This window comes from Streptomyces sp. NPDC050433, assembly GCF_044458565.1.
Classification (GTDB): Bacteria; Actinomycetota; Actinomycetes; order Streptomycetales; family Streptomycetaceae; genus Streptomyces.
On record NZ_JBITIB010000006.1, the window covers coordinates 1 to 14,111 of the forward strand.

Below are 14,111 nucleotides of genomic sequence, written 5' to 3' on the forward strand. Positions count from 1 at the left end.
CCGCACCTGGATCCAGACCTGGAACGAGAACCCCAAGCCGTTCACATGGACCAAGAGCGCCGACGAAATCCTCAACTCGTTAGCGAAATATATCGACAGGATTTCAGGCGCAGGACACTAGGGGGTGCGATGGCCGAGTGTCTACGGCGGTGGATGTCGCGCAGGTCAACTCAAGGTCGTAGCACGGTCTGTCAGTTCTCTGGTCTAGTGTCGCCGGAATGGCCGAGCCTTCCTTTCTGACCGCCGTCCGCGAGTCGTACGACACAGTCGCCGCCGCTTACGTCGAACGCGTCCCGCCTCCGGCCGCGATGGACCCGCTGTCACGCGCGATGCTGGCGGGGTTCGCCGAACTCGTGCGGACGGCCGGTCTGGGGCCGGTCGCGGACCTGGGATGCGGCCCCGGCCGCGTGACGGCGCACCTGGCCGGGCTGGGGGTGCCCGCCTTCGGCGTCGATCTGTCGCCGAAGATGATCGGGCTGGCTCGGCACGCCTATCCGAACCTGCGGTTCACCGCGGGTTCGATGACCGCGCTGGAGATGGGGGACGACGAGCTCGGCGGCATTCTGGCCTGGTATTCCACCCATCACACGCCGCCGCAGTGGCTGCCGGCGGTGTTCGCCGAGTTCCACCGCACGCTCGCGCCCGGCGGCTACCTGCTCTGGGGAGACTATGTCGGCGATGAACGGCTGCGGCCGACCCAGGGCTATGGCCGTCCGGTGTCCTACGAGTCGTATCTCCTGCCCCTGGACCGCGTGGCCGGCCTGCTGGAGCAGGCCGGACTCGTCGTCACCGCGAGGCTGGAGCAGGAGCCCGGCGGAATGGCGAACAGACCGCACGCCTGCCTCCTGGCCCGCAAGCCCGAAGAACCTGACAGGGCCTGACAGGGCCTGAGGACGATCAGCACCACTCCGGTGTTTCGGGTTCGGACGGGGGCTCAGCGGCGGGCGTGGCGGATCTTCAGGCGGCCGAAGCCCATGGTGCCGGAGATCCGGATCCTCGGTCCGCCGGGGCCGGTGTGCCGCGGGGGCTTGTAGAGCGTGTCCTTCCATCCGGTGTGCAGAGCATCGGCGTCGACGATCGCGTCGCGAGGCACTGTGATCTTGGCCCTGCCGGTGCCGAGTTGCAGCTCGATGTCGACCGCCGGATGCTCGAACACCGCTCGGGACAGGTCCAGGTGCACCTTCCCGAACGCGGACTCGACCTTGAGGGTCCGAGGCACCCGCCAGGCGCCGCCCCGGCGGATCCGCCCACCGGCGGCGGCGATCGTGGACGTGGTGCCCGCGTCGACCTCCGGGAGCGAGTCCAGCACCGGGGCGAGTTCGCCGTGCGTCCTGGCGGTGAGCGCCTGGTGGAGGCGTGCCTCCATCTCCTCGTGCGAGAGGTGCCCGGCGGCGTACGCCTCCTGGAGGCGCTGCACTGCGGTGTCGCGGTCGTCTTCGCTGAGGGTGGTCACCCTTTCACTCTAATGGCCGCACCGGCCCCGTTGTCAGACGGTGAAGGCTTCGATCAGGGTCCAGATGGCGAGTCCGGCCATGCACGCCGCGCCGATACGCTGAACGGTCTTGAGCGGAACGCGCTGGGCGATGAAGCGGCCCGCCAGCAGGGCGAGGGCGGAGACCGACATCAGGGCGAGGGCGGAGCCGATCGCGGTGGGCAACCAGCCGTTGCCGGCGGCCAGGTTGGCGGTGGTGATCTGGGTGAGGTCGCCCCATTCGCTGATGAAGACGGCCATGAAGGCGGTCGTGTAGACCGGCCAGAAGCCGGTCACGGTCTTGCCCGCGCCGTCTTCGTCGTCATCGTCTCCGCTGCGGAGCAGGACGAAGGCGCCGAACGCGAACAGGGCGGCGGAGACCAGCTTGACGGCCATCTCCGGGAGCATCCCGAGCAGGCTGCCGGCGCCGACGGCGATGGCGACGTGCACGATGAAGGCGGTGGAGGTGCCGAACCAGACGTACAGCGGGCGCATCCGGGTGCCCATGGCCAGTGAGGCGAACATGGTCTTGTCGGGGAGTTCCGCGAGGAAGATCAGCCCGAAGGCGGTGAGCATCGCCAGGGGGTCGAAGGTCATTCTCTTGCTCTCTGCCGGGGCCGGGCCGTCAGCTCGTACGGCACCCAGCGGGCGACGGGAAGAACCACTCGACCCGGCACGATGGACGACCCACGAGAGTGCGGGCCGAATCATGCCTTGGTCGAAGGTCTCGTCCGCCCCGCAGAGTACGCGGTGGCCCGGTGGCCGGGGCGCCTCGCGGCGTCCAGTGTGTCGACCAGCGGTTCTCGGGACTACTCCCCTTCGCTGCCGAACAGCCTAACAGGCGGGCGGAGGGCGACTGAGGGCGACTGAGGGCGGCCGAGGGCGCTCACTCCGCCTCGGCCGTCACCCGCCCCGTCTTCACCGCGTCGACCAGGGCCGCGTGGTCGCGCTCGTTCTGGTCCGCGTAGATCTCCGCGAAGTCGGCCAGCGCGTTGTCGAACGCGGGGCCGCCGCCCAGATACGCGGCGATGGCGATCCGGTCCCCCGAGCGTGAGTGGGCGCGGGCGAGCGTCGCGCCGCAGAGTTCGGCGAAGACCCGCATCCCGTTGGGGATCATGTCCTGGGGTTCCAGGATGCCTTTCCAGTCGTGCAACTGCCGTACGTAGAAGTCCCGTTGATGGCCGTCCAGCCCCCGCACCCGGTCCCATCCCAGGAAGACGTCGCCCACCGCCTGCATGAGCCGCTGCCCGGCGACGACGCGCTGCCCCTGGTTGTTGTACTCGCTCGCGCCCACGTACTCCGCCAGCACCGAGTGGTCCGCCTCCTTCGCCTGGAGGATCAGCGGGTCCGAGTCGTCCTTGCCCAGCAGGAGCATGATCCAGCAGCGCGTGCCGACGCTGCCCACGCCGACGACCTTGCGGGCGATGTCGACCACGCGGTACTGCCGCAGCAGTTGCCTCCGCTCGGTGGAAAGGCTCCTGCCGTAACGGTCGACCAGCTTGTGGAGTTCGCGTACGAACGTGTCGCGCTGCCCGCCTCGCAGCAGGTCGTCGAGCGGCACGACGAGGGGCGGATCGGGCGTGAAGCGGCGCTCCCCGTCGTGCGCGGTGGTCAGTTTCTCGAACGCCTGGAGGCTGTCGCGACCGCGCGCCTTCGCCATCGACTTCGCCAGCCCCTTGCGCCCCCTCGCGCCGAGCCGCCGGTCGGCCAGCGGCTGGAGTTCCGCCATGTCGGCGCGGGTGTACCAGACGTCGAGATTGCCCATCCCGGCGAACTCGCGTATGCGCTCGCGGTACGACCGTACGGCGGCCCGTACGATCATGGACCGCTCCTTGGCGGAGAAGCCGTTCTCGCGTCCGGCGATCACCAGGCTCGCGGCCAGCCGTTTGACGTCCCACTCCCAGGGGCCCGGCAGCGTCTCGTCGAAGTCGTTGATGTCGAAGACCAGCCGCCGCTCGGGCGAGCCGAGAAGCCGGAAGTTCATCAGATGGGCGTCCCCGCAGAGCTGCGCCCTGATGCCGGAGACCGGGGTGGTCGCCAGATCGCCGGCCATGATCGCGGCAGCGCCCCGGTAGAAGCGGAAGGGCGACTCGGTCATACGCCCGTACCGGAGGGGCACCAGATCCGGGACCCGTGTCTGCGACTGCGCGTCGATGACGGCCACCGGGTCGGGCCGGTCACGGCCGGGGTCGAATTCCGCGTGGCTGGACCTCGGCGCGATCTTGCGCGCCGCCTTTCCCCGCTCGGCCCGCTCCTGGGGGGACGGGTGGACCGTCCGTGGCCGCCACCCACCCGCGTGGGCGGCACGGGAGATCCGGGCGGTCCGGGCGGTCGTGCGGGAGGCCCGGGACGTTCTGGACGTTCTGGACGTTCTGTCGGAGGTCGTGCCGCGCCTGGTCATGGATGCGCCTCCACCCCGAGAGCCGACCCCCACCCGTCCACTATCGGGTGACCACCGGCTCGTCGCATGTCGAAGGGGGTGGCCGTCAGGCATCTGCGGGCTTGCGGATCGCGGCCAGCAGGGCCGGTGAGTGGTAGCCGGTCGACTCGCCCGAGTGCCAGGACACGAGGTCCGGCGCCTCCGGCCGGGCGCCACCGAGCATGAACAGGGTCACCAGACTCAGCGCGCCGAGCACCGTGATTCCCAGCGTGATCCCCACCGCCTGGTGGAAGCCGTCGGCGAGTCCCTGGACGAGCGCGAAGTGCAGCAGCACGGGGCCGACCAGGAACGCCGCCTCAGAGCGCAGCAGCTCGACGAGGGCGAAGGTCGGGCCGATCTGGACAGCGGGGACGGAGAAGCCGGCCAGGAAGAGTCCCGGCGTCACGCCCGCGCCCGCGCCGAAGCCGAGGAAGAAGGAGGCGACGGGAACGGTCGCGGACGCGCTCGACGGGGAGGCGGCCAGCAGGACAGCGGCGCCGATGGCCACGCTGACGGTGCCGCACAGGGCCAGATACGGCGTCCAGCGGGTCGACATCAGTTGGCGGAACAGCACGGAGGCGATGAGGACACCGAGGATCTGAGGCGTGACGAGCGCCCCGATCCGTACCGGGGAGAACCCGGCCTCCCTGGTCAGAAAGACCTCGATCAGCTCCAGCAGGGTGGTGAAGCCGGCCCCCACGAGCATCGCGTTGAGCGTGCCGACGACCGGCAGGGTGTTGCTGATGGGCCGCACCGGCATCAGCGGACGCTCCTTCCGGTACTGGCCGCCCACCAGGAAGACGCCGCACACCAGTCCGGCGGCCACCGGTACGTAGAACTCGGGGTCGCTGAAATCGCCGCGCGTCAGCCACGAGACTCCGAAGAACGGCAGCGCCGTGGTGCCGAGCGCGAGCGGGACCGCCGTCCAGTCGAACTTCGCGCGGCGGTCCGGCGGCTCGTTGCCCTCGAAGGTCAGTGAGCCGACGACCAGTCCGATCAGCGCCAGTGTGCCGATGCCCGCGAACAGGGGCCGCCAGCCGCCGAATGAGCCGACGAGCCCGCCCACCAGCGGGCCGAAGGCCACCATGCCGAAGAGCCCGAGACTGACGACGACGGCGGTGGTCTGGAGCTTGACGATGGGCTGGCCGGTGATCAGTGGTGGCAGCGCCGCGACCAGCAGCATGCCGGTGAACAGCCCCTGGAGCACCACCCCGGTCGCGAACATGCCGATGTTCTGCGCGCTGAGCGCCAGCACCGAACTCAGCACGAATCCGCACTCGCAGACGAGATAGACGCGGCGCCGTGCCACCCGCTGCACGAGGTCGGCACACGCGACGGCGCCGAAGGCGTACCCGGCGTTCGACATGCCGCTGGTGAGCTGGAGTTCGTACGTCGTGGCGCCGATGCTCCGCGTGATCTGCGGCTCCATCAGTGCGGTGGCGGTGGTGAGGATCAGATACGGGCTCAGCGCGAGCAGCGCCAGGGTGACGGCCGCCGGGTAGTTCCCGGCCAGCGGAATCCGGGTGAACAGACTCGGCGAAAGTGAGCGGGACGGCAAGAACGCCTCCGGGGCCGGCGTGGGGTAGCGGGGAAGGCACGGTGAAGTGGGGGGGGAGTGAGCGAGCGTGCGGCGGGGCGGGGCCGCGAACCGGCTCAGCGTACGGTCGTACGCCGCGCATCCCCCGGCCTGACACGCCAGCCCCGTGGACCGGGCCTCCGTGCGTACGCCGGTCCGTACGACGTCCCGCACGACGGTCCGCACGACCGGTTCCACATACCCCCCGCCCGTATAGACTTCCGGTGCGTCGGGCACGTCCGCCGCATCACACAGGGGGATCACGATGAACGTGGAAGGGCACGTGGCCGAGGGCTACGAGACGGTCCGTCAGGTCTTCAGCCGCATGGTGGACGACGGCCGGGAGACCGGGGCCGGCCTGTCGGTGTGGCGGGACGGCGTCGAGGTCGTCCGGCTCAGCGGCGGCTGGGCCGACACCGCGCGGCGCCGGCCCTGGCGTCCCGACACGCTGGTGCAGCCATACTCGGTGTCGAAACCGTTCGCCGCGCTCGCGGCCCTGGTCGCGGTCCGGGACGGCGCGCTGACGCTGGACGAGCCGATCGGGCGGTACTGGCCCGCGTACGCCGTCGCCGGCAAGGAGCGGACCACGCTGCGGCACGTCCTCACGCACCAGGCGGGGCAGGCCCGCTTCCCGGTGGCCGCCGTGGACACGGACCTGCTGGACGACGCCCGGCTGCGGGAGCTGCTGGCCGTATCGGCTCCGGAGTACGTACCAGGTACGTCGCTGGGCGAGCACGCGCTGACCTACGGGCATCTGATCGACGGGATCCTGCGGGCCGGGGCGGGCGTCTCACTGGAGCGGATGTTCGCCGACGTCGTACGGCCCGCGCTGGGTCTGGACGGCTGGTTCGGCGTACCCGACGGTGAACTCCACCGGGTCGCCGACCTTGAGTACGCGTCTCCCGACTGGCCCGAACAGCTGCCGCCAGCACCGTGGTTGACCATTCCGGCGGGCGTGCTGGACATGGCGCGGATGAACTCCACCGCGTGGCGGCAGTCGGCCTTCGGCGCCGCCAACCTGCATGCCAGCGCGACCTCCGTGGCGAAGTTCTTCGCGGACCTCACCCGCACGGACGGGCCGGTCCACCGGCTGCTCGGCGGCGAACTCCACGCCGCGTATCTCGCACCCCAGGTCCGCCGGCACGACGAGGTCTTCGCCACCACCGTCGGCTGGACCCTGGGTCTCATACGCGACGAGGGGAAGATCGCCAAGGGCGGACTGGGCGGCTCGGCGGCGTGGTGGTCGATCGAGCACCACCACGCCTGCGCCTTCCTGACCCGCCGACTGGACGATCTCTCGCGTGCCGGCGAGATCGCGGAGGCCCTGGGTGACGACCTGAGCCTGCGATGAGCGGAAGCCGGCGGGTGTCGTGGCAGGCCGGGGCTATTCCGGGCGCTCGGTGATGGTGATCTCCCCGCGCCGGATGGTGGCGACGCGGGTCGCGCGGCGGGCGATCGCGCTGTCGTGGGTGACCATGACGAAGGTCAGCCCGTGCTCCTTCCAGAGCCCTTCGAGCAGATCCATGATCTCGTCGCGCATGGACTCGTCGAGATTGCCGGTGGGTTCGTCGGCGAGCAGCACCTTGGGCTGTTTGACGAGCGCCCGAGCGATGGCGACACGCTGCTGCTGACCGCCGGACATCTCGGAGGGCACGTGCCGCATGCGCTCCCCCAGCCCGACGGAGCGCAGGGCCTCGGCGGCACGGTCGCGGCGCTCCTTGGCCTTGGTGCCGAGCGGGACGAGTGCCGTCTCGACGTTCTCCTGCGCGGTGAGGGTGGGGATGAGGTTGAAGCTCTGGAAGACGAAGCCGATCGACCGGCCGCGTACGGCGGTGAGCTTGGCCTCGCCGAGCCGGGCGAGATCGGTGCCGTCGAGCAGGACACTGCCCGTGGTGGGCCGGTCGAGGCCGCCCAGCATCTGGAGGAGGGTGGACTTCCCGCCGCCGGTGGGGCCCTTGATGACGAGCCGGTCGCCCTCGCCGATGGTCAGGTCGACGCCGGCGAGCGCGTCGACGGTGTCCTTGCCTCTGCGGTACTGCTTGGTGACACCGCTGAGTTCATACATGGTGCGACTCCTGGGCTGCTGCGTGAGGTACGGGTGGTTCCGGCGACTACTCGACGCGGCGGAGCGCGTCGGCGGGCCGCAGGCGGGAGGCGCGCCAGCCGCCGAAGGCGCCGGCGATCAGGCCGCCGGTCACCGCGAGGCCGACCGCCAGGGCGATGGTGGCGATGGAGACGGGGGCGGTGAGGGCGATCTCGATGGCCTTGTCGGCGGACGGGCCGCCGGGACCGGCCGCGCGGACCATGCCGCCGGCCGGACCACCACCACCGCCACCACCGGCCCCGCCGCCGAGTTCGGCGGTCAGGGACGGGCTGACTGCGGTCAGCACATACGCGCCGGCCACGCCCACCGCGATGCCCAGCGCACCGCCGACCAGACCGTTGACCACCGCCTCGCCGACGACCTGCCGGGTGACCCGCCCGCTCTTCCAGCCGAGGGCCTTGAGCGTGCCGAATTCCTGTACGCGGCGGGTGACGGCCGACATGGTGAGCAGGCCCGCGACGACGAAGGCGGCCACGAGGACGGCGATGGACAGCCACTTGCCGACGTTGGTGGCGAGGTCGGACGCGGTGGAGAGGGAGCCGGAGACCGTGTCGGCGAGGTCGGCGGAGGTGGTGACGGTGGTGCCCGAGATGTTCTTCTGGATGGCCGACTTGACGGCGTCGATCTGCTGCGAGTCGTCGGCCTTGACGTAGACCGTGGTGACCTTGTCCTTGGAGTCGGACAGGGTCTGGGCCCGCTTCAGCGGGATGTACAGATTGGCCGCCGCGTCACCGCTGTCGGCGGTGGCTATGCCGACGATCTCGAACTTCGTTCCCTTGATGGTGACTTCGCTGCCGACCTTGTACTTCTTCTCCTTCGCGTACGCGGCGTCGACGACGGCCACCTTCGCGTCGGTCTCGCCCGCCTTGAACGTACGGCCGTCGGTGATCTTGGAGGAGGTCAGCGGGCCGAGGTCCTGGTGGGCGGTGTCGGTGCCGTAGACCGTGTAGGAGTTGACGTCGAAGTCGGCTCCCCCGCCCCGTACTTCACCCTGCGGACCGCCGATGCCGCCTCCGCCACCGCCTCCGCCTCCTCCGGTGGCGGCGCTGTCCTCCCGCGCCTTGAACTCGCCGGGTTTGAACTCCCCGTCGACCTTGACGACCGTGAGGCTGAGACCGCCCACGGCGGTGGCCACACCCGACTGGTCCGCGACCTTGCCGACGGTGCTGGACGCGAGGGTCTCGAAGCCCTGCGGCATGACGATGTCGCTGCTCTGCTCCTCGTCGCCGTCCTCCGCGTCGAACCGGAAACGGGGCCCGGCGCGGCCACCCTCGGGCGGGGGCGGGGCGGCCTTGGTGACGGTCATGTCGGTGCCGAGGCCGTACAGCGACTCCAGGACCTTCTCCTGGGCCTTGCCCATGCCGGAGGAGACGGAGTTGACGACGATGACCAGGGCGATTCCCAGTGCGAGCCCCGAGGCCACGACGAGCGCGGCCTTTCGGCGGCGGCGCAGTTCGCGCCGGAGGTAGGTGAAGAACATGGCGGGAAAAATATGCACGGCGCGTGATGGCAGCATATGAGCGGCGTAAGAGAAGGATGAGAAGCCGTCAGCACTCCAGCGCGAACGGAGAGTCACGCATGTCGCGTTACCACGAAATCAAGCACCGGGCCGTCACGACGTTCCAGAGGCACGTCGCCAATCCGCTCTCGTCCCGGATGCCGCAGCAGATCCTGCTGGAGACCACCGGGCGCAGCTCCGGACTGCCTCGGCGGACCCCGGTCGGCGGGAGCCTGGTGGGCCGGGAGTTCTGGCTGGTGTCGGAGTACGGCGACAAGTCGCAGTACGTACGGAACATCCTGGCCGACCCGATGGTCCGCGTCCGGATCAAGGGCACCTGGCACACCGGAACCGCCCACCCGCTGCCGGAGGACGACCCCCGTGCGCGGCTCAGGAGCCTGCCGACGGGCAACAGCGCGATGGTGCGGCTGATGGGGACGAACCTGCTGACGGTGCGCGTCGACCTCGACGACTGACCCGCGCCGGGCCGCGTTTACGCGTCCTGCCCCGAGGTGTCGGGGAACGAGTGGTGCTCGTGCGCGACCACCCAGCGCCCCCGCTCCTTGCGCAGCCCGAGGGTCAGTCGCAGCCGGGTCGCCGACCGCTCGGCCTCCTCGCGCGGTGAACCGCAGCGCAGCAGGGCGTACGCGTACGCGACCTCGTTGCCCGCGGTGATGTCCAGCTCCAGGATGTCGAACGTGGCGCCGTTCGCCTGCCACTCGAAGAAGCCGGGCCATGTGTCGCGGTAGGCGTCGATGCCGCGTACGCCCTCCTGCGGCGGCGGGACGTCGAACATCACGATGTCCGTGGCGTGGTCGGCCAGCACCCGGTCCATGTCACCCGTGTGCACGGCCGCCGCCCACTGCTCGATCAGGGCCCGGATGCGCTGCTCGTCCTGAGACACCGCTCGACTCCCTCCACTCTCGCCGGCTCTCGTCGGTCCCCTCAGGATCGCAGCCTTCGGCGGGCGGGGCAGCTTGGCTTGTACAACGTTGAAATCGGCGGTACAACTCCCGTGCACCTCCTGCGCCAACCCGTCAACGGCACCGCATGGAAGGGCACACATCATGAGACTCGTACGCCACGTCCGCCGCCGTGGCCGCCTGGCCGGTCCGGCCGCCGCGCTGCTGGCACTCGTTCTCGGCGCGGGCCTCGGGGCCGGGCTCGGTCCCCAGGAGAGAGCCGCCGCCGACACACCGAAGGAACCTCGGGCGGCTGCCGGTGCGTCCGCCGCGGCGGACGCACCTGCCGGGCCGCTCGCCGCCGGTCAGTTCCGCAACCCCGTCAACACCGGCCCCGACCCGACTCTCGTGCACCACCAGGGCAACTACTACGTCGCCACCACCCAGGGCGACGCCCTGCGCATCTGGAAGTCGCCCAGCGTCGCGACCCTGCTGACCGGCGACATGAAAGAGGTCTGGCGCGACAGCGACCCCAGCCGCAACCAGCAGATCTGGGCGCCCACCCTGTTCCGTTCCGGCGACCGCTGGTACCTGTACTACACCGCGAGCAACGGCCAGGACTCCACACACCGGATGTACGTCCTGGAGTCGGCCGGCACCGATCCGATGGGCCCCTACCACTTCAAGGCCAAGCTCGCCGCCCCCGGCAGCGACCGCTGGGCCATCGACGGCGAGCCCTTCCAACTGGGCGGCAGGCTCTACTTCTCCTGGAGCGGCGAGCGCGAGGACGGCGTACGCAACCAGCTCTTCCTCGCCCCGATGAGCAACCCCTGGACCATCTCCGGCGCCCGCGTCCATCTCCCCGCCGACGGCAACTGCCCCGAGGTGCGCGAGGGACCCACGCCGCTGACCAACTCCGCCGGGCGTCTCTTCCTCACCTACTCCGCGTGCGACACCGGCAAGCCCGACTACGCGATCTGGGCCAAGTCCATCGCGCCGGGCGCCAACCCCCTTGATCCGGGCGCCTGGACGCAGGAGCCCGGCCCGCTCTTCTCCCGCGACGACGCCGACGGCGTCTACGGCCCCGGCCACCACTTCTTCTTCAAGTCCCCGGACGGCACCGAGGACTGGATGGCCTACCACGCGAAAAGCACCTCCGCGCTGACCTACAGCTGGCGCACCACGCGGGTGCAGAAGATCGGCTGGACCCCCGCGGGCAAGCCGGCACTCGGCTCGCCCGTCTCGCTCGGCCACACCATGGACCTGCCGTCGGGCGACCCCGGACCCGGTACTCGCGCGATCAACGACACGGACCTCGGCACCGGCGACTTCCAGGTCTCCTACGGCGGCGCCTGGTCGTCGGGCTCCGGCTGCGCCGTCCAGTGCTTCTGGGGCAACGACCACTGGAGCGGCGCGACGAACGCCACCGCCACCTTCCGCTTCACCGGCACCCGTATCGCGCTCCTGTCGGTGAAGGACACCGGCAACGGCATCGCCGCGATCTCGGTCGACGGCGGTCCCGAGCAGCGCGTGGACTACTACGGCACGCCCCGAGTCGGCGAGCAACTTCAGTACATCAGCCCGAAGTTGGCCCCCGGCTCGCACACGCTGACCGTCCGGGTGACCGGCGAGAAGAACCCCGCCAGCGGTGCCGCGATCATCAGCGTCGACCGGGCGGAGGTCTATCCGTAGGCACCTGGGGGGTTCACGACGAACAGCGCGTCCCGGACGGCGGCGGGCGAGCGGGCCCCGTCGCCGTCCCAGCCGCGTACCCGGAGGGTGACGCTCTCACCGGGCAGCAGGGTCAGCGGCCCCTGGTCGGCGACGGCCGTGGGCGCGAGCCGGTCGGCCTGGAGCAGCAGGTCGCGCAGCAGCGTACGGGCGGTGACGACGACGTCCACGACGCCGGTCGTGCCGCTGTCCACGATGTCCACGTCGTAGCGGGGGGCGGGGTAGGCGAACTCCCGGTCGCGTACGGGGAAGTGCACGGCCCGCAGCTCCCCGGCGTCGGCGACCAGGAACTCGTTCGCGGACGCGGCGTCCGGCAGCAGTTCGTCGGGGACGGGCGCAAAAGCGACCGAGCGCGCTCCCGCCCGTACCGTCACCGTCGTCTCGGCGAGGGTCCGGCCGTCGGCCGCCGTACGGCGCAGCGTCACCTCCGCGTCCCAGGGCTCCGGCGACTGGTTGTCGGCGACGACGGTCGGCCGGCCGTCGCGTTTCTGTACGGTGAGCAGCCGGTCCGCGTACAGCCGCCGCAGGGTGAAGTACAGCGGTTTGAGGCGTGCGTCGCCGTCGATGGCGGCCCAAGAGGTCACCGGCCAGCAGTCGTTGAGCTGCCACAGGACGGTGCCCGCGCACACCGGCCAGTGGGAGCGCCAGTGTGCGATGCCGGTGGCGATGGCGCGGGCCTGGTTGATCTGGGTGAGGTAGTGCCAGCGGTCGAAGCCGGCCGTGCCGGTCTCGGGCACGGCGAAGTGGTGGGCGAGGCCGCGCTCCAGTTTGCCGTTGCCGTCGTGGGCCTTCTGGTGGTGGAGCATGCCCGGTGAGGTGGCGGACAGTTCCTCCCCGGGCAGCGCGCGCCGCAGCGTGGCGTGGGCGGGCGGTGCCTGCCAGCCGAACTCGGCGACGAAGCGGGGGACGGTGGCGAGGTAGTCGGTGTAGTCGGTGCGGTTCCAGACGTCCCAGGAGTGGGCGGTGCCGTGGGCGGGGTCGTTGGGGTGGTGGTCCCAGGAGCCGGACCAGGGGCTGCCCGCCCAGTAGGGCCGGGTGGGGTCGGTCTCGGCGACGACGCGGGGCAGCAGGCCCAGGTAGTAGCCCTCGCCCCAGGAGTCGCCGTCGAGCGCGGGTTCCCAGTCCCAGTCGCGGAAGCCCCACAGGTTCTCGTTGTTGCCGTTCCACAGGACGAGGGAGGCGTGCGGCATGAGGCGGGTGACGTTCTCGCGGGCCTCGGCCTCGATCTCGGAGCGCAGCGGCTGTTCCTCGGGGTAGGCGGCGCACGCGAAGGGGAAGTCCTGCCAGACGAGCAGGCCGAGGTCGTCGCAGACGTCGTAGAAGTCGTCGCTCTCGTAGATGCCGCCGCCCCACACCCGTACGAGATTGACGCCGGCGTCGGCGGCCTGGGTGAGGCGGGTGCGGTAGCGGTCGGGGCCGATACGGGAGGGGAGGACGTCGTCGGGGATCCAGTTGACGCCGCGGGCGAAGACCGGTTCGCCGTTGACGGCGAGCGTGAAGGCGGTGCCGTGCGCGTCGGCGCCGGTGTCGAGGGTGACGGTACGGAATCCGAGCCTGCGCTGCCATCGGTCGAGGACGGCGCCGTCGGCGTCCAGCAGCTCCAACTCCGCTCCGTACAGGGCCTGTTCGCCATAGCCTCGGGGCCACCACAGGGCGGCGTCGGGGACCTCGACAATGAGTGCGGTGTGCGTGCCGTCGAAGTCGACGGAGGCGGTGTGGTCGCCGACGCGGGCGCGGGCGGTGAGCCGCCGGCCGGCGGCGCTGCCCGTCCGTTCGACATCCACGCGCAGTTCGGCGAGGCCGGTCGAGCCGTCGAGGGTCACGAGCGGGCGGACGCCCGCGAGCCGGGCGGTGGACCAGTGCTCCAGCCGGACGGGCTTCCAGATACCGGCGGTGACCAGGGTCGGCCCCCAGTCCCAGCCGAAGGAGCAGGCCATCTTGCGGATGTACTGGAACGGTTCGGGATAGGCGTTGGGCCGCTGGCCCACCAGGGCGCGTACGGCCTCGGCCTCGGTGTAGGCGGAGGTGAACTCCACGCGGAGCGGTGTGGTGCCCGTGGGGTCCAGCCGGCCGGTGATGTCGAAGCGGTAACTCCGGTGCATGTTGCGGGTGTTGGCGATGCTTTCGCCGCCGACCCTGATGGTGGCGACGGTGTCGAGTCCGTCGAGGACGAGGTCGGTGCGCTCGTGCGCGGTGTCGCGGGCGCCGAGCACCGTGTCGTAACGCCAGTCGGTACGTCCCACCCAGGCGACCGCCGTCTCGTTCCGGGAGAGGAACGGGTCCTCGATCAGCCCGGCGGCGAGGAGGTCGGTGTGGACGCAGCCGGGGACCCGCGCGGGTATGTCGGACCCCTCGTGCCGCAGCGTCCAGCCGTCGGTCAGGTGGGTGACGTCCTTCATGCGGGATGCTC

At 70.7% G+C, this 14,111-nt stretch carries 12 protein-coding genes and 1 pseudogene; 5 read left to right on the top strand and 8 right to left on the bottom strand.

The genetic code is table 11. From position 1 onward, the window contains the following. Positions 1–121 (top strand): annotated as a pseudogene (locus ACIBLA_RS09350) (IS630 family transposase); the annotation flags it as partial. Positions 122–218: 97 nt separating this feature from the next. Continuing rightward, entirely contained in the window at positions 219–881 is a 663-nt protein-coding gene (locus tag ACIBLA_RS09355; RefSeq protein WP_399198251.1) for a class I SAM-dependent methyltransferase, read from the top strand. A 53-nt stretch (positions 882–934) separates the two neighbouring features. Here ACIBLA_RS09355 and ACIBLA_RS09360 read toward each other — a convergent pair whose 3' ends face one another. The 4 genes from ACIBLA_RS09360 to ACIBLA_RS09375 form a co-directional block, all read right to left on the bottom strand. Further along, positions 935–1,453, bottom strand: coding sequence for a DUF1707 domain-containing protein (locus ACIBLA_RS09360; RefSeq protein ID WP_399198252.1), 519 nt, complete (start codon positions 1,451–1,453; stop codon positions 935–937). Positions 1,454–1,486: 33 nt separating this feature from the next. Then, positions 1,487–2,068, bottom strand: coding sequence for a TMEM165/GDT1 family protein (locus ACIBLA_RS09365; RefSeq protein WP_363245346.1), 582 nt, complete (start codon positions 2,066–2,068; stop codon positions 1,487–1,489). Positions 2,069–2,357: 289 nt separating this feature from the next. Continuing rightward, complete coding sequence (locus ACIBLA_RS09370; protein ID WP_399198253.1) at positions 2,358–3,872, bottom strand: DUF2252 domain-containing protein; 1,515 nt, start codon at positions 3,870–3,872, stop codon at positions 2,358–2,360. A gap of 85 nt (positions 3,873–3,957) precedes the next feature. Beyond that, complete coding sequence (locus ACIBLA_RS09375; RefSeq protein WP_399198254.1) at positions 3,958–5,448, bottom strand: MFS transporter; 1,491 nt, start codon at positions 5,446–5,448, stop codon at positions 3,958–3,960. A gap of 283 nt (positions 5,449–5,731) precedes the next feature. Between ACIBLA_RS09375 and ACIBLA_RS09380 the strand changes: the two genes are divergently transcribed. Further along, on the top strand, positions 5,732–6,817 hold the full coding sequence (locus ACIBLA_RS09380; RefSeq protein WP_399198255.1) for a serine hydrolase domain-containing protein: 1,086 nt from the start codon (positions 5,732–5,734) through the stop codon (positions 6,815–6,817). 33 nt (positions 6,818–6,850) lie between these two features. On the opposite strand, the gene ACIBLA_RS09385 is transcribed toward ACIBLA_RS09380, so the two are convergent. After that, the gene (locus ACIBLA_RS09385; RefSeq protein ID WP_363245341.1) at positions 6,851–7,531 is read right to left on the bottom strand and encodes an ABC transporter ATP-binding protein; all 681 of its coding nucleotides are present in this window, start codon (positions 7,529–7,531) and stop codon (positions 6,851–6,853) included. A 46-nt stretch (positions 7,532–7,577) separates the two neighbouring features. Next, entirely contained in the window at positions 7,578–9,050 is a 1,473-nt protein-coding gene (locus ACIBLA_RS09390; protein WP_399198256.1) for an ABC transporter permease, read from the bottom strand. A gap of 98 nt (positions 9,051–9,148) precedes the next feature. Here ACIBLA_RS09390 and ACIBLA_RS09395 point away from each other — a divergent pair, with 98 nt between their 5' ends. Then, positions 9,149–9,544, top strand: coding sequence for a nitroreductase/quinone reductase family protein (locus ACIBLA_RS09395; protein ID WP_363245339.1), 396 nt, complete (start codon positions 9,149–9,151; stop codon positions 9,542–9,544). A gap of 17 nt (positions 9,545–9,561) precedes the next feature. Here ACIBLA_RS09395 and ACIBLA_RS09400 read toward each other — a convergent pair whose 3' ends face one another. Further along, positions 9,562–9,972 carry an SgcJ/EcaC family oxidoreductase gene (locus tag ACIBLA_RS09400; RefSeq protein WP_363245338.1) on the bottom strand — a complete coding sequence of 137 codons (411 nt, stop codon included), beginning with the start codon at positions 9,970–9,972 and terminating at the stop codon, positions 9,562–9,564. Between the two features lie 163 nt (positions 9,973–10,135). Here ACIBLA_RS09400 and ACIBLA_RS09405 point away from each other — a divergent pair, with 163 nt between their 5' ends. After that, entirely contained in the window at positions 10,136–11,662 is a 1,527-nt protein-coding gene (locus ACIBLA_RS09405) for a glycoside hydrolase family 43 protein (RefSeq protein WP_363245336.1), read from the top strand. Here the strand turns inward: ACIBLA_RS09405 and ACIBLA_RS09410 are convergent. Beyond that, a complete protein-coding gene (locus ACIBLA_RS09410; RefSeq protein WP_399198257.1) occupies positions 11,653–14,100 on the bottom strand; it encodes a glycoside hydrolase family 2 protein in 2,448 nt (815 codons plus the stop codon). The genes ACIBLA_RS09405 and ACIBLA_RS09410 overlap by 10 nt on opposite strands. Between the last annotated feature and the right edge of the window lie 11 nt (positions 14,101–14,111).